This window comes from Pararhizobium sp. (assembly GCF_035497515.1).
Taxonomy (GTDB): Bacteria; Pseudomonadota; Alphaproteobacteria; order Rhizobiales; family Rhizobiaceae; genus Pararhizobium.
The window spans coordinates 37,053-55,914 of sequence record NZ_DATJDJ010000152.1; the positions used below are offsets into that span (position 1 = coordinate 37,053).

General features: G+C 61.4%; 17 protein-coding genes. 6 read left to right on the forward strand and 11 right to left on the reverse strand.

Going from position 1 to position 18,862, the window contains the following annotated elements; translation table 11 throughout:
- Positions 1 to 97 precede the first annotated feature (97 nt).
- The 3 genes from VL202_RS15135 to VL202_RS15145 all read right to left on the reverse strand — a co-directional run bounded on the left by VL202_RS15135 (position 98) and on the right by VL202_RS15145 (position 2,612).
- Positions 98 to 928 carry an ABC transporter permease gene (locus tag VL202_RS15135; protein ID WP_325464922.1) on the reverse strand — a complete coding sequence of 277 codons (831 nt, stop codon included), beginning with the start codon at positions 926 to 928 and terminating at the stop codon, positions 98 to 100.
- Positions 925 to 1,716, reverse strand: coding sequence for an ABC transporter permease (locus VL202_RS15140; RefSeq protein WP_325464923.1), 792 nt, complete (start codon positions 1,714 to 1,716; stop codon positions 925 to 927). Before VL202_RS15140 ends, VL202_RS15135 begins: the two co-directional genes overlap by 4 nt.
- Positions 1,717 to 1,829: 113 nt before the next feature.
- A complete protein-coding gene (locus VL202_RS15145; protein WP_325464924.1) occupies positions 1,830 to 2,612 on the reverse strand; it encodes an ABC transporter substrate-binding protein in 783 nt (260 codons plus the stop codon).
- A 379-nt stretch (positions 2,613 to 2,991) separates the two neighbouring features.
- On the opposite strand from VL202_RS15145, the gene VL202_RS15150 reads away from it, so the two are divergent.
- Together VL202_RS15150 and VL202_RS15155 are read left to right on the forward strand one after the other, a co-directional pair.
- Positions 2,992 to 5,028 (forward strand): OmpA family protein, encoded by a 2,037-nt coding sequence (locus VL202_RS15150; RefSeq protein WP_325464925.1) that lies wholly within the window; start codon positions 2,992 to 2,994, stop codon positions 5,026 to 5,028.
- Positions 5,029 to 5,150: 122 nt separating this feature from the next.
- Positions 5,151 to 5,891: a polysaccharide deacetylase family protein gene (locus VL202_RS15155; protein WP_325464926.1), complete on the forward strand. Its 741-nt coding sequence runs from the start codon at positions 5,151 to 5,153 to the stop codon at positions 5,889 to 5,891.
- A gap of 8 nt (positions 5,892 to 5,899) precedes the next feature.
- Here VL202_RS15155 and mobB read toward each other — a convergent pair whose 3' ends face one another.
- From mobB to VL202_RS15170, 3 genes are read right to left on the reverse strand one after another with little or no spacing between them, the layout of a single operon-like run.
- Positions 5,900 to 6,436, reverse strand: a complete 537-nt coding sequence (mobB, locus tag VL202_RS15160) for a molybdopterin-guanine dinucleotide biosynthesis protein B (protein WP_325464927.1) — start codon at positions 6,434 to 6,436, stop codon at positions 5,900 to 5,902.
- Positions 6,433 to 7,098 carry a molybdenum cofactor guanylyltransferase MobA gene (mobA, locus tag VL202_RS15165; protein ID WP_325464928.1) on the reverse strand — a complete coding sequence of 222 codons (666 nt, stop codon included), beginning with the start codon at positions 7,096 to 7,098 and terminating at the stop codon, positions 6,433 to 6,435. The genes mobB and mobA overlap by 4 nt, the downstream gene beginning before the upstream one ends.
- Entirely contained in the window at positions 7,095 to 8,000 is a 906-nt protein-coding gene (locus VL202_RS15170) for a DMT family transporter (RefSeq protein ID WP_325464929.1), read from the reverse strand. The genes mobA and VL202_RS15170 overlap by 4 nt, the downstream gene beginning before the upstream one ends.
- 455 nt (positions 8,001 to 8,455) lie before the next feature.
- On the opposite strand from VL202_RS15170, the gene VL202_RS15175 reads away from it, so the two are divergent.
- Positions 8,456 to 11,008 (forward strand): HAMP domain-containing methyl-accepting chemotaxis protein, encoded by a 2,553-nt coding sequence (locus VL202_RS15175; protein ID WP_325464930.1) that lies wholly within the window; start codon positions 8,456 to 8,458, stop codon positions 11,006 to 11,008.
- Positions 11,009 to 11,190: 182 nt separating this feature from the next.
- Here VL202_RS15175 and moaA read toward each other — a convergent pair whose 3' ends face one another.
- A complete protein-coding gene (gene moaA / locus VL202_RS15180; RefSeq protein WP_325464931.1) occupies positions 11,191 to 12,240 on the reverse strand; it encodes a GTP 3',8-cyclase MoaA in 1,050 nt (349 codons plus the stop codon).
- Positions 12,241 to 12,430: 190 nt separating this feature from the next.
- Between moaA and VL202_RS15185 the strand changes: the two genes are divergently transcribed.
- Positions 12,431 to 12,805: a DUF971 domain-containing protein gene (locus tag VL202_RS15185; RefSeq protein WP_325464932.1), complete on the forward strand. Its 375-nt coding sequence runs from the start codon at positions 12,431 to 12,433 to the stop codon at positions 12,803 to 12,805.
- A 21-nt stretch (positions 12,806 to 12,826) separates the two neighbouring features.
- Here the strand turns inward: VL202_RS15185 and VL202_RS15190 are convergent, their stop codons facing one another.
- Positions 12,827 to 13,312 carry a MarR family transcriptional regulator gene (locus VL202_RS15190; protein ID WP_325464933.1) on the reverse strand — a complete coding sequence of 162 codons (486 nt, stop codon included), beginning with the start codon at positions 13,310 to 13,312 and terminating at the stop codon, positions 12,827 to 12,829.
- A 49-nt stretch (positions 13,313 to 13,361) separates the two neighbouring features.
- On the opposite strand from VL202_RS15190, the gene VL202_RS15195 reads away from it, so the two are divergent.
- Both VL202_RS15195 and VL202_RS15200 read left to right on the forward strand, forming a co-directional pair.
- A complete protein-coding gene (locus tag VL202_RS15195) occupies positions 13,362 to 14,270 on the forward strand; it encodes an alpha/beta fold hydrolase (protein ID WP_325464934.1) in 909 nt (302 codons plus the stop codon).
- A gap of 80 nt (positions 14,271 to 14,350) precedes the next feature.
- Entirely contained in the window at positions 14,351 to 14,959 is a 609-nt protein-coding gene (locus tag VL202_RS15200) for a pyridoxamine 5'-phosphate oxidase family protein (RefSeq protein WP_325464935.1), read from the forward strand.
- 244 nt (positions 14,960 to 15,203) lie between these two features.
- On the opposite strand, the gene VL202_RS15205 is transcribed toward VL202_RS15200, so the two are convergent.
- The 3 genes from VL202_RS15205 to fumC form a co-directional block, all read right to left on the reverse strand.
- The gene (locus VL202_RS15205) at positions 15,204 to 15,842 is read right to left on the reverse strand and encodes a L,D-transpeptidase (RefSeq protein WP_325464936.1); all 639 of its coding nucleotides are present in this window, start codon (positions 15,840 to 15,842) and stop codon (positions 15,204 to 15,206) included.
- 165 nt (positions 15,843 to 16,007) lie between these two features.
- Entirely contained in the window at positions 16,008 to 17,075 is a 1,068-nt protein-coding gene (locus VL202_RS15210; protein ID WP_325464937.1) for a GGDEF domain-containing protein, read from the reverse strand.
- A 183-nt stretch (positions 17,076 to 17,258) separates the two neighbouring features.
- Positions 17,259 to 18,671 carry a class II fumarate hydratase gene (gene fumC, locus VL202_RS15215; RefSeq protein WP_325464938.1) on the reverse strand — a complete coding sequence of 471 codons (1,413 nt, stop codon included), beginning with the start codon at positions 18,669 to 18,671 and terminating at the stop codon, positions 17,259 to 17,261.
- Between the last annotated feature and the right edge of the window lie 191 nt (positions 18,672 to 18,862).

Sequence of the window (18,862 nt, forward strand, 5' to 3'; positions counted from 1 at the left end):
GTTAATCAAGCGTGAACGGATGATTTAGGTGTCGAAAATATTTTCGTGATTACAAGGGATTGGCAGTATTCTCCTGCGAGTGCTGCCAAATCCGGCATCAACGCTTCAGGTGGCGGGTGAGACGAAGTTCGATCCAGGCCCAGAGATTGCGCAGCATTTCCACCATGATGAGATAGAGAATCGCGGCCCAGAGATACATCTGGAAATCGTAGGTGCGCGAGAAGGCGCGCCGCGTTTCGCCCATCAGGTCGAAGACGGTGACGATGGCGACAATGGCCGAGCCCTTGATCATCAGGATGATCTCGTTGCCATAGGGGCGCAGTGCGACGATCATCGCCTGCGGCAGGATGATCTTGAAGAAGGCGATGCGCTTGTGCAGCCCAAGGGCTGCAGCGCCCTCGTGCTGGCCGCGCGGCACGCTTTCGATGGCACCGCGCAGGATTTCGGCCTGGTAGGCGGCGGTATTCAGCGTGAAGGTCAGGAGCGCGCAGAACCAGGCGTCACGGAAGAAGGTCCACAGGCCGATGGCCTCGAGATAGGGGCGGAAGCTGCCGAAGCCGTAGTAGACCAGGAAGAGCTGGGTGATCAGCGGCGTGCCGCGGAAGAAGTAGACATAGATATAGGCGATCCACGACAGGATCTTGTTCTTGCTCATCCGGCCATAGGCGATCGGCAGGGACAGGATACCGCCAAGCACGATCGAGATGCTGACCAGCGTCAGCGTGACGCCAAGTCCGGAAATGAAGTTCGGTCCGTATTTGGCAAGCTTCTCGAGGCTCCAGCTTTGGACGATAAAGAGAAAGATGCCGACGGAAGCGGCCAGCCAGAAGCCGAGCGCGACAATGCCGATATAGTGGGAGAGAGACGTGCGCCGCATTGCCCCGGGCGGTGGCGGCAGGGCCGGCAGCATGGTTTCGCGGTGGCTCATCGCCCGACCTCCGAGCGTTTGGTATGTCGTTCGAGCGCGGAAAAGACGACGGACGAGACCATTGCAAGGACCAGGAAGAGCAGGCAGGCCATCGAGAAGAACTCGAAGGCGTGTTTGGTGACGCGTGCCGCGACGCCCGTCTGGCGCAGGATGTCCGGCAGGCCGATGATGGAGACGAGCGCCGTGTCCTTCAAGAGCGCCATCCACAGATTGCCGAGGCCGGGCAGGGCAATGCGCACCAGTTGCGGCAGGATGATCAGCCGCATGGTCCGGCCACGGTGGAAACCGAGCGCATCGCCGGCCTCATACTGCCCGCGCGGGATGGCCTTGAAGGCGGAGAGCAGGACTTCGGAACAATAGGCTGAGAAGACGACGCCAAGCGCGATCATGCCGGCGACGAAGGTGTTGATCTCTACCGGACCTTCATAGCCGAAGCCTGCCATGACCTGTTGCACGACGATCTGCAGGCCGTAATAGACGATGAACAGCGTCAGGAGCTCCGGCAGGCCGCGAAAGATGGTGGTGTAGATGTTGGTGGCCAGCCGCAGCGATCTTTCCTCGGACTGTTTGGCAAGGGCAATGAAAAAGCCGAGGAAGAGGCCGACCGGCAGCGTGCAGATCGCAAGGCTCGCGGTGATCATGAAGCCGTAGGCGATCTCGTCACCCCAGCCAGCGTCGCCGCAGGACAGAAGTGAATCCGATAACAGAAGCTGGAAGATTCCCACAGGCCCGCAGAACGGATCAAACCACGAGACAAAAGAAGAGAGGGCAGCGAAAGCAGCCTGCATATGTCCGATTTCCCCTGCGCGGCCTTGAGGCTCGTTTCTTGTTATTATGTTTGTCCGGCAAAAATGGCGGAAGGGCAAGCCTTCCGCCATCGTATTTTAGCGACGGATGGAGATTAGCCGCCGTAAACGTCGAAGTCGAAGTACTTGTCGTTGATTTCCTTGTACTTGCCGTTCTCGCGGATCGCCTTGATGGCGGCGTCGAACTTGCCCTTCAGTTCGGTGTCGCCCTTGCGCACGGCAATGCCGGCACCGACGCCGTTGATCTCCGGATCGGGAGCCAGAGCCTTGAGCAGCTTGCAGCAGGCGCCGTCTTCGGTCTTCAGCCAGGACGACAGCACGACGACGTCGTCGATGACGGCATCGACACGGCCGTTTGCCACGTCAAGCTTGTACTCGTCCGGGGTCGGGTACAGCTTGAGCTCGGCATCCTTGAAGAAGTGTTCGGCATAGTTGGAGTGGGTCGTCGACGACTGCGCGCCGAGCGTCTTGCCGGCCAGCCCTTCGGCCGTCGCGTCGGTGATGGTCGAATCCTTCGGCACGACGATCGCCGGGCCGGTGTTGTAGTACTTCTCGGTGAAATCGACCTTTTCCATGCGCTCCGGCGTGATCGACATCGAGGCAACGATCGCGTCGAACTTCTTGGCCAGTAGGGCCGGGATGATGCCGTCCCAATCCTGGGTCACGAAGGTGCACTCAGCCTTCATTTCGACGCAGAGCGCCTTGGCGATGTCGATGTCGAAGCCGGTCAGGGTTCCGTCGGCTTCGAGATTGTTGAACGGCGGGTAGGCGCCTTCCGTCCCGATGACGATCTTTTCGCCGTCGGCCATGGCGGTGCCGGCCATGAGCGCGAAAACGGCTGCCGAAGCGGCCATGGCGAGACGTCTTGAAATACGCATGTTGATCCTCTCTGTTTGGCTGGCGCCCGGTTTCTTTCTTATTCGCGGGCGCCCTCATCCCTGCCATCGTTGTGGCGGGTTGGGCGGATATTCCTACGCTTTAATCGGAAAAATCAACAGAAAACCAATATCCGCCTGATGAAATCCCTGCACATCTTCACGTCCCGGGCTGGCTTCCGGCAAAAGGCTGCCTATGTCCCTGACAGATGAACGGAGCGTTCATCCCGAGTTAATACAGGTTTCGCTAATCGTTGATGGCTGATTTGAACCGGTGCGCCTTTTTTGCCTGCTTGGGTCTACCCCCAAGGAGTAGGTGAAAAGAAGGCTGGGTCGTCCCGCCGGTTGAATACGACGAAACAGACCTCTGAAGGAGGAAGACATGACTATCCGATCCAGACTTTTCGCGACCGTGGCGTTTCCGATGCTGTCGATGTCCATTGCCATCCAGCCGGCGCTCGCCGACAGCCTGATGAAACCGTTCGAGGTCGCGCAGGAAGACGGCGCCGCGCAGGCGGATGGCGGCGGTGAGCAGGTGCCGGAGGAATTGCTGCGCAAGAAGCGCAAGCAGCGCGCCGAGCAACCGGCGGAAGAAGCGCAGCCCGCTGGGGAGGCGCAGCCGCAGGAGGAAAAGCCGCGCCGCAAGAAGCGCCAGGAAGCAGAGCAACAGCAGGAACAGCAGCAGGAAGCCCAGCCAGCGGAAGAAGAGCAGCCGAGCCGTGCCGAGCGCAAGAAGCGCCAGCAGGCTGAACAGCAACAGCAACAGCAGGAGAAGGCGCAGCCTTCCGCCGACGACGAAGCGGCAAAGGCTGCCGAGGAAAAGGCCAAAGCTCGCGCCGAACGTAAGAAGCGCCAGCAGGCTGAACAGCAACAGCAAAAGGAAGCCCAGCCCTCTGCTGATGACGAAGCGGCAAAGGCCGCCGAGGAAAAGGCCAAGGCTCGCGCCGAGCGCAAGAAGCGCCAGCAGGCAGAGCAACAGCAGACGGAGGAAGCACAACCTTCCAACGATGACAAGGCCAGCCAGAAGGCTGCCGAAGAGCGCAAGCGTATCCGTGCCGAACAGAAGGCCCGTGCCGACGCCGAGCAAAACGACCAACAGCCGGTAACCGAGGATGGATTGCGTCCCGCCACCGACGAGGACGAGGCCAACCAGGAAGGCCGCAAACCGCGTGATCGCCGTGAGCCGATCCCGAAGGTCGTGGATACGCGCACGAAGGAAGAAAAGCAGAAGATCGCCCGTGATCCGTCGAAGACCGACGAGACGGTGGTGTTGCCGGTCGATAATGGCGCGGCTGTGCTCGACAGCGACAAGGAAGCCGATAATTCCGGTGACACCGGTGCGCGTGAGAAGCGGCGCAAGCAGCGTGAACGTGTCCGCACCGAAGAGAACCAGAATGTCGAGGTTCCGAAAAGCGACGAGGAAGCCCAGCGTGGCCGCAAGGATCGCCGGCCGAGCCGTGATGAACTCGAAGCCGCGACACGCGAAAAGGGCCGCCGGGTCGATGATGTGCCGGCATTCAACATCCCCGACCTGATCGATGCCTTCACCGGCAATGATCGCCGCCGCCCACGGATCGACGACACGCGCGACGATCGGACGGTGCTGGATTTCGGCGACAAGATCATCGTCCGTGGCGACGACCGGCCGCGTCTGCGCCGCAATGCGACCGAGACATACTATGAAGAACTGTCCGGTGGACGGTCGCGCGAAACGATCGAGCGTGCCGGCGGCATTCGCGTCGTGACGATCTACAACCGCTATGGCGACATCATCCAGCGCTCGCGCATCGATGCGTCCGGCCGCGAATATCTGATGATCTATGCGCCGGAAGCCGATAGCGGCCCGCGTCCGCCGGCTTTCGATGCCGGCGAGGACCTGCCGCCGATGCGTCTGCGGGTTCCCGTCGAGGATTACATCATCGACACGTCGAGCGAGCCGGACCGCGACTACTATGAGTTTCTGGCCGAACCGCCGGTGGAACAGGTCGAGCGGACCTATACGATCGACGAGGTGAGGAGCTCCGCCCGTATCCGCGACAAGGTGCGCCGTATCGACCTGGATACGATCACCTTTGCGACCAACAGTGCCGAAGTTCCGTTGTCGCAGGCAAAAACCCTGCGCAAGGTCGCCGACGCCATGCTCGAAGTCATCGAAAAGGATCCGGGTGAAACCTTCTTCATCGAAGGCCATACCGATGCTGTCGGTGGCGACGAGCCGAACCTGGTGCTATCGGACGAACGGGCCGAATCGGTCGCCTCGCTGCTGACGGAAGTTTATGACATCCCCGCGGAAAACCTGGTGCCCCAGGGGTACGGAGAGCGCTTCCTCAAGGTCCGCACGCTGGAAGCCGAGCAGCAGAACCGCCGCGTGACAATCCGTCGCGTGACGCCGCTGGTTCGGCCCGTGGCCCAGAATTAGCCATCATTCGGCGTCTCATAAGGTCGCCACTACAAACGGGCCGGTGCGCTCTGCACCGGGCCGTTTGCTTGACTTCCTATCCCTTCCGGCAGCCCTTGCCGATATCGATCTTCGAGACGTCCATGAAAACCATCCTTGCCGCCCTCGCACTGGCCGTTTCCGCCGGTTCGGTTTCCGCTGCCAAGACCCGGCTGGTGGAGCCGCAACTGAAACTCGAGGCGCATGAAAAGGCCGAAGGCGCCAAGCCGCGTGTGGCGCTGACCTTCGACGCTTGCAGCGGCAAGACCGACGAGCGCATCCTGTCGACGCTGATCGACAACAATATCCCCGCGACGATTTTTGTCACCGCCCGCTGGCTGAAGCGAAACGGCGCGACGCTCGCCCGGCTGAAGGCGCGGCCGAACCTGTTCGAGATCGAGAATCACGGTGCGATGCATGTGCCCGCCGTCGACCAAGTCGTTTCCATCTACGGCATTGGGGCGGCAGGCAGTCCCGCAGCCGTCGAGGCCGAAGTGGCGGGCGGGGCTGCGGCTATATCGGCAGAAGGATTGACATCGCACTGGTTTCGCGGCGCGACAGCGAAATACAGCCTGTCGGCGATCGGCCAGATCCGCCGGATGGGTTTTCGCATTGCCGGTTACTCGATCAATGGTGACGGTGGTTCGCTGCTAGGGGCTGCCCAGGCCGAGCGTCATATTGCCCGCGCGAAGGATGGCGACGTGATCATCGCCCATATCAACCAGCCGACCCATGAAGCCGGCGTCGGCGTGGTCAGGGGCATCCTTGACCTCAAGGCCAAGGGCTTTGAATTCGTCCGTCTCGACGACGCGACGGAAGATGGCAGCGATGATACCGTCAACTGACGGCGCGGTTACAGGCTTTTGCGAGCGAGGCCGGTCGTGGTTTCGATGAAATCGGCGATCGCCTTGGTGTCATCCAGATCGAAGACTGCGAGCGCAGTATCTTCCACCGGATGATCGGCGGCGATGGCGAGGATGTGCGGATCGGATGGGGCGAGCGGCTCACGGTTTTTCGATTCCAGCCGGCGGGCCTCGATCTTCGGGATCGGTTCGCGCTTGTAACCTTCGATCAGCACGAGGTCGCAGGGCGCCAGACGCGCAAGGATTTCCGCAAAGCTCGGCTCGGACGCGCCGCGCAGTTCGTGCATGATCGCGTAACGCGTGCCGGACACGATGGTTACTTCATGAGCACCGGCTTCGCGGTGGCGAAAACTGTCGGCGCCGACCTTGTCGATATCGAAGTCGTGATGGGCATGCTTGACCGTCGAGACACGATAGCCGCGCGCCGTCAATTCCGTGACCAGACGCACGGCGAGGCCGGTCTTGCCGGAATTCTTCCAGCCGGCAATGCCGAAGATCTTGGGCGCTTGCCCGTCGGGTAGGGTCATCGTTCACTCTCCCGGATCAGGGGCAGCCAGCGTTCGGCCGTTTCCAGGTCCGCCGGCGTGTTGATGTTGAAAAACGGATCGATCGGTCCATCAGCGGTGTCGAGCGGCGCGAAGGTGACGGCGGCCATCGGGTGACGTTCGATGAAACTGCGTACCCGGCGTTTTTCGTCTGTGATCAGCCATGTCTCCAAAGCGTCGGCGAGGGCAATGGGCCACAGGGCAAAGACCGGATGCATGGTCTCGCCGGAGAAGGCCACGGCGATCTCGTCGGGCTCCCTGATCGCCGCCTGCAGTCGGACGACGAGGTCGCTGGGAAAGAACGGCGTGTCGGTCGGAACGGTCGCGACATGGCTTGCCGTCGGGGTCTGGGCGCGCGCTTGGCGCATGGCCGCCAGCACACCGGCCATCGGTCCGACATGGCCCGGCACCGTATCGGCAAAGACGGCGATGGTCGGGGCAAAGTCAAGCTTGTCGATGATGTTGCTGTTGACGCCGATAATGGAGGTTTGCGGCGCAAACCGTTCGATCACGTGCTGCAGCAGCGAGACGCCGCCAAGCAGGCGTGCGGACTTGTCGCTGCCCATGCGTGACGAGCGGCCGCCGGCAAGGATGACGCCGGGCAGATGGTCGGAGTGTCCGGCTGCGGGATATCCAGTGGTCATGGCGAAGCCGGCTCCGATTCCTGCGCGGGTGTCGCCATGCGTCGGTTTCTTTCACGTGCGAATGTATAGAGGCCCGAGGCGACGATGATGGCGACGCCGGTCACCATCCAGATATCCGGCTCTTCGGAAAAGAACAGGATGCCGATGCCGATCGACCAGATCAGGCTGGTGTAGCGGAAGGGGGCGATGATGCCGATTTCGCCGTTGCGCATCGCGAGCACGATGAACTGATAGCCGACCAGAAGCAGGATGCTGGCGGCGGCGAGCGTGCCGACTGTTGCGGCCGACATTGGCTGCCAGCCGCCGAGCGGCACGATCATGAGGGCGCCTGTGGCTGTGATGACCGTCGCGGTGATGACCGAGATGAACAGCGACGGAATGGCGTGATCGATCCTGCGGGTGCAGAGATCGCGGATGGCGGCGAAGACGACGGAAGCAATGACGCTCAAGGCGGCGCCGGTGAAACCATCCGGACCGGGGCGAAGCACGATCAGCACGCCGAGAAAACCGATGAGGATCGCCAACCACCGGCGCCAGCCGACCGGCTCGGACAGGAACAGGGCGGCTCCGAGCGTCACCGCCAGCGGCAGGGCCTGCAGGATGGCGGAGGCATTGGCGAGCGGAAGCTGACCGAGCGCACTGATATAGGCGATGGAGGCGGCGACCTCTGCCGCGATCCGCATTGCCACCGCCGGCGAGAGGACCAGCCGGAAGGAGCGCATGGCACCGAAATGGCGCGCCAGCAACAGGACGAGGATGGAGGTGAAGAAGCCGCGTACCAGCATGATCTGGCCGCTGTTCATGACCCCGGTCACGGACTTCACGAGGGCGTCGTTGCAGGTAAAGCCTGCCATGGCCAGGCACATGAAGATCGCGCCGCGAAAATTGGCGGTGGAATGCATTATTTTTTCAGGTCCGTTCTGGCCGCCGTCTTTATGCAAGCCGGCGATTCTGCAGCCTCGACCGGTCTGCGTCGCCGTTGATGCCCATCTGTAAAGCATCGGCATTTCTTTTATGCAACCGCTAACCTTCGGGGGGCGCTTTTCGGCTAAAATTCGGGCAAAAACCAAATCAATTCAGTTGTTGCGAATATGATGATATGCCTTCGCCCATTTCCGCCACATTTGCCTAAACCACCGGATTTTTGGCGAAATATTAAGCTTCCGTGCCTATCTTGCCCATATTCCGCTACCCGTCGCATGACGCGATTATGGTTGACGTAACGTGAAGTCTTCACGTTCAGAGCAACCGGATGACAGCCCGGACAGGCGCCATGACGCGTCCCGGTTTGTCCGTTCTCCACTCCGGAGGACAGTCTGGCGGGAATGTCCGGTTTGCTCAATATCTGGAGTTCGGAATGTCCCTGATCGATCGTTCTTTGCAGCGTCTGCGCATCGTCACCAAGGTTCTGCTGTTCGTCGTGCCGCTGGTTGCCCTCATCGCCGGTATTGGCCTTGTCGGCTATTTCACCGCGAGTACGCTGAACGGCCACATGACCGTGACGCGCGAAACGATCAACAATCTCTCCGATTTCCAGGCGCTGCGCACCAGCCTGCAGAGCTTTGTCGATGGTCCGGCGGAAGAGACGCGCAACGTGCTGAAGAGCCGGATCGACGATCAGGAAGCCGGTATCCGGGCGCTGAACGATCTTCTGACGGCGGATGCCGACAAGGCCAAGGTCGCCACCGTCGTCGCGCTCGGCGAAACGATGCGCGGCCAGGAGGAGACGCTCTGGACGATCAAGACCGAGCGCGACAGCGTCACCGCGTCGCTGGACGCCGCCATGGCCGACATGACCGCGCAGGGCAATTCCGCCTACAAGCAGATCGATATCGTGCGCAAGGAATCGGGCGACAAGGAGGCCTTCGCCAAGGCGATGCTGTTCGACGCCGCCGCCTACCAGGGCCTGGCCGAGCGCATCAAGAAATTCCGCCTGCCGGTCACCATGGCGATCGCGCCGGACGCCAAGGTCGAGCAGGCCACCAATCTCCTGCCGCATCTGCTGAAACAGATTGCTGAAGCTGAAAAGATCGCGTCTGACAAGGTTCAGAAACAGATCGCCGAGATGAAGGTCGATACCAAGATCATCCAGGACATCCTGGCAAGCGGCGATACCAATGAGGTCAAGAAGGGCCTGCTCAGCGGCGCGTTGATCAAGCTTTCCAAGTATGAGGCCGATTTCGCCAAGCAGGCCGTGACCAATTCGGATGCCGCCGCAAAGCGCTTTGTCGGCATGGATAATGAAATCTCGACGCTGAAGACGCTGATCTCGTTGATGAACGACACCTTCAAGGGACTAGACTATACCCGTCTGCATATCAGCGAACTGCACCGCAAGCTCGATTCCGTCAGCCGCGACAGCGTCATTGCCGACATCGGCGCCGTTCGCGAAAGCGTCGCCAAGCTTTCGGAACTGGGCGCGAAATATGCCGCCCTGCGCGATCTCGCCGGCAAGCTGACGCCTTCGCTCGCGGCCATCGATACCGGTACCGCGCAATTGATCGACGTCGGCGCACGCTGGCAGGCCGCAAAGGCCGAGGCTGCGACGCTGGTCGCCGATTCCAGCCAGACGCTCGAAAACTTCGTCAGCAGCGCCCAGGAAGCAGGCAAGCAGGACAGCCAGCGTTCCGCCAATGTATCGATCATCGCCATGGTCGCCGGCACGCTGCTTGCCATTGTTGGCGGCCTGATGCTGATCGAGACCCTGCGCGGCCCGCTGAAGCGCGTTACCGAGACGATGACGCGGCTTGCCAATGGCGACCTCGAGGTCGCGATCGAAGGCCGTAACCGTGGCGACGAAATTGGCGACATGGTCCGCTCGGTCGCGGTCTTCCGCGACAATGCCGTCGAAAATGTCCGCCTGGGCCAGGAGGCTGAAGCCGCCCGTACCCGGACGGCCGAAGAGGAAGCCCGTCGCCGCCAGGAACGTGCCCGTATCGAGGCCGACCAGATGGAAGCGCTGACGGCCTTGTCCGACGTGCTCGCCAAGCTTGCCGACGGCAACCTGGAGGAAGGCATGGCCGAGGATCTCTCGGAAGACTACATCGTCATGGCCCAGACCTATAACAATGCCGTCGAGGCCCTGCGCGCGACGCTGATCGATGTGCGCGGCGTGACCAACGAGATCACCAGCGGCACCGGCAATCTCGCCTCGTCCGCCGACGACCTCGCCCGCCGTACCGAGCAGCAGGCGGCAGCCCTCGAGGAAAGCTCGCGCGCTCTGCGCCAACTCACGGAGATTGTCCGCTCGACGGCCGAAAGCGCCCGCAAGACGACGGTTTCGGTCGATGAGACCCACAGCTACGCCCGGCATTCCGGCGAGGTCGTTGCCAAGGCGATCGACGCGATGGCCGCGATCAACAGGTCATCGGACAAGATCTCGACGATCATCGGGGTCATCGACGAGATCGCCTTCCAGACCAACCTCCTGGCGCTCAACGCCGGTGTCGAGGCGGCCCGTGCCGGTGAAGCCGGTCGCGGCTTTGCCGTCGTCGCACAGGAAGTTCGCGAGCTTGCCCAGCGTTGCGCCGGTGCAGCCCGCGAGATCAAGGGCCTGATTTCCGACAGTTCGCAGCAGGTTCGCAGCGGTGTCGAGCTGGTGCAGGAAACCGGCACAGCGCTCACGGTCATCAACAACCACATCTCGACCATCCACCAGCTGGTCAGCAATATCGAGGCCGCCGCCGCCGACCAGTATCGTGGTCTCAACGAAGTCAACCAGGCTGTCCACGAGGTCGAACTGCTGACCCAGCAGAACGCCGCCATGGTCGAGGAAAACACCGCCGAGATCCACGGCCTGCGCCAACAGGTGGATATCCTCAACGAGAAGATTGAGCGCTTCAAGACCGGCACCAGCCGTTCGATCACCGGTGGCAGCATGCACGGCTACGGCCGCAGCTACGCGGCCTGACAGTCTTCGGTAATGTGCAGAAGACCCGCGCGGGGAAACCGGCGCGGGTCTTTTCGTTTCAGCCGGAGAAGCCAGCCTTTGGTTATTGCGGATAGACGACGGTGGCTTCCTGTTGTCCGGACAGGTCGCGTCGTCGGAGGCGGATCGATATTTTTAATGCCGTCAATCCCTTCGGGAGGACTTCACCCGCCGGTGACGCTCATATGTCTTGCGACGGCTGGCTTGTTGCGGGTGCGGTCGATGATGAAGTCGTGGCCCTTGGGCTTGCGGGTGATGGCCTCGTCGATGACGGCGGACAGGTAGGCATCGTCGCCGGAGGCCCGCAGCGCGGTGCGCAGGTCGGCGGCGTCGTTCTGGCCGAGGCACATGTAGAGCGTGCCGGTGCAGGTGAGGCGGACGCGGTTGCAGCTCTCGCAGAAATTATGGGTCATCGGCGTGATCAGGCCGAGCTTGCCGCCGGTCTCGGCGACCTCGACATAGCGTGCCGGGCCGCCGGTCTTGTAGGCGATGTCCGACAGGGTGAACTCACCGGCGAGACGGTCGCGCATCTCGCTGAGCGGCATATACTGGTCGGTACGATCCTCGTCGATCTCGCCCATCGGCATGGTCTCGATCAGCGTCAGGTCCATGCCACGACCATGCGCCCAGCGCATCATCTCGGGAATTTCAGCGTCGTTGAAGCCCTTCAGTGCCACGGCGTTGATCTTGACATGGATGCCGGCCGCCTGCGCCGCGTCGATGCCTTCCATGACCTTCGACAGGTCGCCCCAGCGGGTGATCTGCTTGAACTTGTCAGGCTGTAGCGTGTCGAGCGAGACATTGATGCGGCGAATGCCCGAATCGGCCAGTTCGGCGGCGAATTTCGCCAGTTGCGAGCCATTGGTCGTCAGGGTCAATTCGTCGAGCGTGCCGGCATGGACATGCTTGCCGAGTTCGCGAATCAGGAACATGACGTTCTTGCGCACCAGCGGCTCGCCGCCGGTGAGCCGCAGCTTGCGCACGCCCTTGGCGATGAAGGCGGAACAGAGACGATTGAGTTCCTCGAGTGTCAGCAGGTCCTTCTTCGGCAGGAAGGTCATGTTTTCCGACATGCAATAGGTGCAGCGGAAGTCACAGCGATCCGTCACCGAAACCCGCAGATAGGTAACGGCGCGCCCGAAGGGGTCGATCATCGGGGCCGTGTCATCGGCCAGCGGTTGAACGCCGGTCCTGTCGATGGTGACGCTATTCAACGCAATTCTCCCTGTCCCGCCAATGTCGTAAGCAAAGGCGTCGGCGTCAAGGCGCAAGCTGTCAAAAGCATCAGAAAACCCGCCAGAAACAGTTTCCTCCCATCGGGGGAAGGTGTCGATATGCCGCAAGTAATTCCCTCAGAGGGGAATCTGCGCTAGTGCTCCGGCAAAACAATGGAGACCGCATAACATGAGCGACATCTGGCCGACAGAACTGCGCGTGTCGAAGGATCGTCACCGGCTGACGGTTGCCTTCAACGATGGCGCCTCCTTCGATCTTTCGGCCGAGATGCTGCGCGTGCTATCGCCCTCTGCGGAAGTGCAGGGTCATGGACCGGGCCAGGGTCTGACCGTGCCCGGAAAGCGCAATGTCTCGATCATCTCGATGACGCCGACCGGCAATTACGCTGTGCGCATCGGCTTCGACGATACCCACAATACCGGCATTTTCACCTGGACCTATCTGCGCGAGCTCGGCGAAAATGGCGAGACGCTGTTTGCGGCCTACGAGAAGGATCTCGCCGACAAGGGCATGACCCGCGACAAGGCGGAAAAACCGCGCTAAATTGCACGGTGTCCTGGCTGTTCAGTCTGCGTCGCCTTCGTCCTTCATCAGGATACCGATCAGCCTTTCCATCGACTGGGCGACGATCATGCATTCCTCGACCGGCGAATCTTCCATCGATTTGTCGATCACCTTCGTCTGGATGTCCATCGCCTGTTCGCTGAGCGCGCGGCCGCTGTCGGTCAGTGACAGGCGCAGGACGCGCTTGTCCTTGTCGTCGCCGCGCCGCTCGATCAAGCCGCGTTTTTCCAGTTGCGGCAAGAGCATGCTCATGTTCGAGCGACCGACCAGCAGTTTTCGCGCCAGTTCCTGCTGGGTGATGCCGTCGAAGCGATAGAGATTGACCAGGATATCCAGATGCGGCGGCTTGATGTCGAGATCGGCCAGCGCGCGCGTCAGGGTTTGCTGCATCAGCTGGCAGGCACGGGCGACGGCGATCCAGCTGCGAAAACGCGGGTGGTCCCACGGGAAGTGATGCTGTTCGATGGGAGCTTGCTTTTTGTTCATCGTTGCACAATAATGTTCATCATTGAACATTTATAGAGAGACTCCCACTATGGCATCCTTTGCGATCGAGGTCACCCGTCTCGTCTTCAAAACCCTGTCGGTCTTTTCCCCGCAGACGGCGGGGCAACTGGCTTTCCGGCTGTTCAGCGTCACGCCCGGACGCAAGCCGAAGAATCCCAAGGAAAAGGCCCTGCTAACCGCAGCAGCCACCGTCATGGCGCGAGGAAAGCCTGTGTCGCTCTCGTTTTCCGGCGGCTGGGCCATGGCCCGGCATTTCGAGGCCGAGCCCGGACGGGTGGCGGCGAAACGCATCCTGCTGGTCCACGGCTGGGGATCGCGCATCGATTATCTGGCGACGATGATCGACGGGCTGGTGGCCGGCGGCGCCGACGTGATCGCGCTTGACCTGCCGGGACATGGCGCATCGCCAGGGCGAACGCTGACCATGCCGGCGGCGGTGAGGGCCATCGACGCGGCCTGGCGGCATTTCGGTGGCTTCGATGTGTCGGTCGGTCATTCCTTCGGCGGGGCGAGCCTTGCCTGTGCAGCCGGAGGGCTCGTCTGCGACGTGCCCTCGCACGCTGCCCGGCGCATCGTGCTGATCGGCGCGCCGAGCGAGATGAAGTGGCTTTTCAAGGATTTCGGGAGATATCTTCGCCTTTCCCCCAAGGCACAGGGCGCGCTTGAAGGCATGGTCGTGCGTCTGTCCGGCCGGCGCATAGAAGAATTTGACGCCGCCCATGTGCTGGGCATGCTGACCGTACCGACGCTGGTTGTTCATGCGCAGGACGACAAGGAGGTTTCCGCCGACCACGCCCGGCGTTATGCCGCCGCAGGACCGAATGTCGAACTCCAGTGGGCAAATGGCTTCGGCCATCGCCGGATTGTCTCCGCCGCTCCGGTGATCGAGCGCATCAACGCCTTCATTCACGCGCAAGACCGGCAGGCGGCCGCCTGATCGATTTTTTCGCGAGGTTGTCATGAGGGTGTCATGCTATCCGTCGAAAGCAACGCCTCGACGGAAGGGAACATGGTGGCATGACGATCATTCGCACGGTTGAGGAATTGAACACGCTGTATGGCGGCGCCAGCGAGGCATCGCTGGTCAAGGTGACAAACCGGCTGACGCCGGACTATGCCACGATGATCGAGGCCTCTCCATTTGCCGCGCTTGCGACCGTCGGGCCGGAAGGGCTCGATTGTTCGCCGCGCGGCGACGACGCCTGTGTCGTGCGCATTGCCGATGACAAGACGGTGCTGATGCCCGACTGGCGCGGCAACAACCGGATCGATTCGCTTGCCAATATCGTCCGTGACCCGCGCGTGGCACTGATGTTCCTGGTGCCGGGCTCGACCACGACGATGCGGGTCAACGGCACGGCGGTCGTCAGCGTCGATCCGGATCTGACCGCATCCTTCACCGTCGACGGCAAGCATCCGCGCAGCGTCATCGTGGTCACCATCGGCGAGGTCTATTTCCAGTGCGCCCGGGCGCTCATCCGTTCGCAATTGTGGAATGCCGAACGTTTCGTCGATCCGCAAAGCCTGCCGACGCCGGGAACGCTGCTGAAGGCCGCCAAGGCGGATTTCGACAACGAGACTTATGACCGGGAATGGCCGGAGCGGGCCGCAAAGACGATGTGGTAGGCTCGCTCCATCCTGCTGCCAAGTGCAGCATGGAATGTTCCGGCGGGGCGCCGATCAATCCCCGAAACGTCCGTGGCCCGTCGGCCTACTGCATAATTCCTTAAACCGGAATCGATTTAAGGATGAAATTATGCAGCATATTTAAAGTGTTAGAGCGACCCTTGCGCGTCCTGTTTGACGCGCGGCGCTGTCGCCGGCAACGGCAGGCGTTTCACCTGCCGCTGAGGTCTGCGCGTGATCGTGATCAGTCGCGGACGATGACCTGAGTGCCGATCGTGACGGCGGCGTAGAGGTGTTCGACATCCTCGTTGGCCATGCGGATGCAACCTGACGACATCGCCTTGCCGATCGAGGACGGCTGGTTGGTGCCGTGGATGCGATAGATGGTCGAACCCAGATACATGGCGCGGGCGCCGAGCGGGTTGTTGATACCGCCCTTCATGCTGACGGGCAGGAAATGGCCTTTCCTGGCTTCGCGGGCGCGCATTTGTGCCGGCGGGTTCCAGGTCGGCCATTCGGCCTTGCGGCTCACCGTGTTGCTTCCGGTCCAGATAAAGCCGGCGCGGCCGACGCTGACGCCGTACTGCATCGCAATGCCGTTGCCGAGCACATGGTAGAGGCGGCGGTCGGAATTGTCGACGATGATCGTGCCGGGCGCGGCCTTCTCGTTGAAGGCAACCAGTTGGCGCTGGATCGGTGACAGGTTGATATTGGCCTTGGTGGACTTCGCCTTCGGATCTGCTCCCGACAAAGCCGGCAATGCGCTGGTCTTCGATGTCGCCGACTGGATCGAGGCGACTTCGTAGGAACCGTCGATATTGGCGGCCTGTGCGGTGGTGCCGACGAGGGTGGTGATGATGAGTGCTGCGAAAATGGTCTTCATGGTCTTGTCTCCCGTTTGTTCCGGGAGATCTTCCGGTTCATTCCGGTGCGCTCCCTGTATGGAGCCTTTCTAGACAATCGCTTTTGGGCCGGCTGTTTCCTTTGGAACGGGGCAAAACAAAGAGGCGCCCGATGAGCGCCTCGCCTTGTCTTGATCTTGACCGGATTATTTCCGGTAGATCAGCCAGTTCTTGCCGGTATCCTTCTTCATGCCTTCCTCGAACAGGATGGTCTTGTTGCGGCCGGCGTTCTTGGCGCAATAGAGCGCCACGTCGGCCTTGTTGTAGAGGTCGATCGGATCGTCGGCATGCGAGGCCTGGCAGACACCGACGGAAAGCGTGATCGGACCGTAATTGACGCCGGTCTTCGAATTCTTGAACGGCGTCGTCGCCAATGCGTTGCGGATGCGCTCGGCTACCTGCAGGCTGTCCTCGACGCCGCTGTCGTTGAGGATGATGGCGAATTCCTCGCCGCCCGTGCGGGCAACGAAGGCATCGCGGCGCAGGTTGGAACGGATGACGGTGCCAACGGTCGCAAGGATCTTGTCGCCGACCGGATGGCCGTAGGTGTCGTTGACCTTCTTGAAATGGTCGATGTCGACGATCAGGAGGCCGGTACAGGTGCGCAACTGCTCGGAATTGTAGACACCCGCAAGCTTCTCGTCGAAGGCACGGCGGTTGGCCAGGCGCGTCAGCGAATCGGTATTGGCGATCCGCTTGTACTCATCGAGTTCCTGCCGGATGACCTCCATCTCCACGGATTTCAGCGAGACGTTTTCAACCCTCTCCTTGCCCTGGTTCATCGTGTCGGCGGTGGCTTCCGTGAGGATGCCCACCGCCTGGCGCAGGATTTCAACGCTGGAATGGCTCTTGCTGCTGATGTTCTGAAAGGTTTCGTCGAGCACGCGATTGTAGTTTTCGAGCGCGAACTGCTCTTCCTTCAGGAGTGTGAGCAACGCGACAAGTTCTGTTGCAAGATGCGTGTGGACGCGATCGACGCCGACGGCGTGGTGGTGATGGGCAAAATAACGCGCGCCGATCGAATCCAGTTCTTCCTGGGTCGCCCGGCTGCCAAGCGCCGCCAGTTCCTTGGTCAGCTTCGGATTGGAGCCGATATAGGCTTCGTAATAAAGCTCGTAATTGCGCGGGAGCGGCGCGATGCCCATGATGCGCATCGCATAGGTCACCTGCGCGGCGATATCGGGAATCTGCACCTTGTTCGAAGTCGCTTGCATGGCAAGCTCCTGTTGTCCGGTTATGTCCAATCGCTAGTTCTAGGGATAAAACATTTTGGAAGACTTAACGTTTGGCAAAACAGAACGCTAAGATTCGACAGGTCCGGTGGCTGCAGGCCCCAAAACGCATTCGGGGCAGCGTTTCCGCCACCCCGAATGTCGTAAAGCTACAGATTGAAACCCTCAGGAGGGGCTGATCATCGTTTCCGGGCGAACGTACTGGTCGAATTCCTCGTTCGTCAGGTAACCGCCGCCGACGGCTTCCTCGCGCAGCGTCGTGCCGTTCTTGTGCGCGGTCTTGGCGATCTTGGCGCAGGCGTCGTAGCCGAGCTTCGAATTGAGCGCGGTGACCAGCATGAGCGAGTTCTCGACGCCCTTCCGGATGTTGTCTTCGCGCGCCTCGATGCCGACGACGCAATTGTCGGTGAAGGAAACCGCGGCGTCGCCGAGCAACTGTACCGACTGCAGGAAATTGTAGGCCATCATGGGATTGTAGACGTTCAGCTCGAAATGGCCCTGGCTGCCGGCGAAGGTCAGTGCGGCATGGTTGCCGAAGATGTGGGCGCAGACCTGGGTGAGGGCTTCCGACTGGGTCGGGTTGACCTTGCCCGGCATGATCGACGAGCCCGGCTCGTTTTCCGGCAGCGACAGTTCGCCGAGGCCGGCGCGTGGACCGGAGCCGAGGAAGCGTATGTCGTTGGCGATCTTGAACAGGGCGGCGGCGGCGGCGTTGATGGCGCCGTGCGAAAAGATCATCGAATCATGCGAGGCGAGCGCCTCGAACTTGTTCGGCGCGGTGACGAAGGGCAGGCCGGTAATCCTGGCGATCTCGTCGGCGACCTTTTCGGCAAAGCCGATCGGGGCATTGAGGCCGGTACCAACTGCAGTGCCGCCCTGGGCGAGCTTGGACAGTGCCGGAAGCGTCAGTTCGATATTGGCGATCGCCGAGCCGACCTGTGCGGCATAGCCGGAAAATTCCTGGCCAAGCGTCAGCGGCGTCGCATCCTGGGTGTGGGTGCGGCCGATCTTGATGATGTGCGCGAAGGCCTTGACCTTGGCTTCGAGCGCCTGGTGCAGGTGCTTCAGCGAGGGCAGGAGGTGATGGGCGATCTGCTCGACGCAGGCGATGTGCATGGCCGTCGGATAGGTGTCATTCGACGACTGGCTCATATTGACGTGATCGTTGGGGTGCACGGGCTTCTTCGAGCCCATGACGCCGCCGAGCATTTCGATCGCCCGGTTGGAGATCACTTCATTGGCATTCATGTTCGACTGCGTGCCCGAACCGGTCTGCCAGACGACGAGCGGGAAATGCTCGTTGAGTTTGCCGTCGATGACTTCCTGGGCCGCGGCGATGACGGCGTTGCCGATCGCCGGGTCAAGGCGCTGCAAATCCATGTTGGTGCGCGCGGCGGCCTGCTTGACGATGCCGAGCGCCCGGACGACGGCGAGCGGCTGCTTTTCCCAGCCGATCTTGAAATTGCCGAGCGAGCGCTGCGCCTGTGCGCCCCAGTAGCGGTCGCTTTCGACGTCGATGGGGCCGAACGTATCTGTTTCCGTGCGCGTGGATGTCATCGTGTTGCCTGCTTTCGTCATGCGGTGTCGAAACCGGAAGGGAATACGGCCGCGATCAGGCGGCCAGTCTAAGCCTTGATGCCGTTCTCTCTGGCCCAGGTGCCGGGTGGTTGTAAAGGGGCTCGACGCCCACGTTCCATGCTACAACCGTTTAAATGCCGGGCGTTGCGACGACATGGCGCGCTCCTCAAGCGCCGGCTGCGGCGCCATCG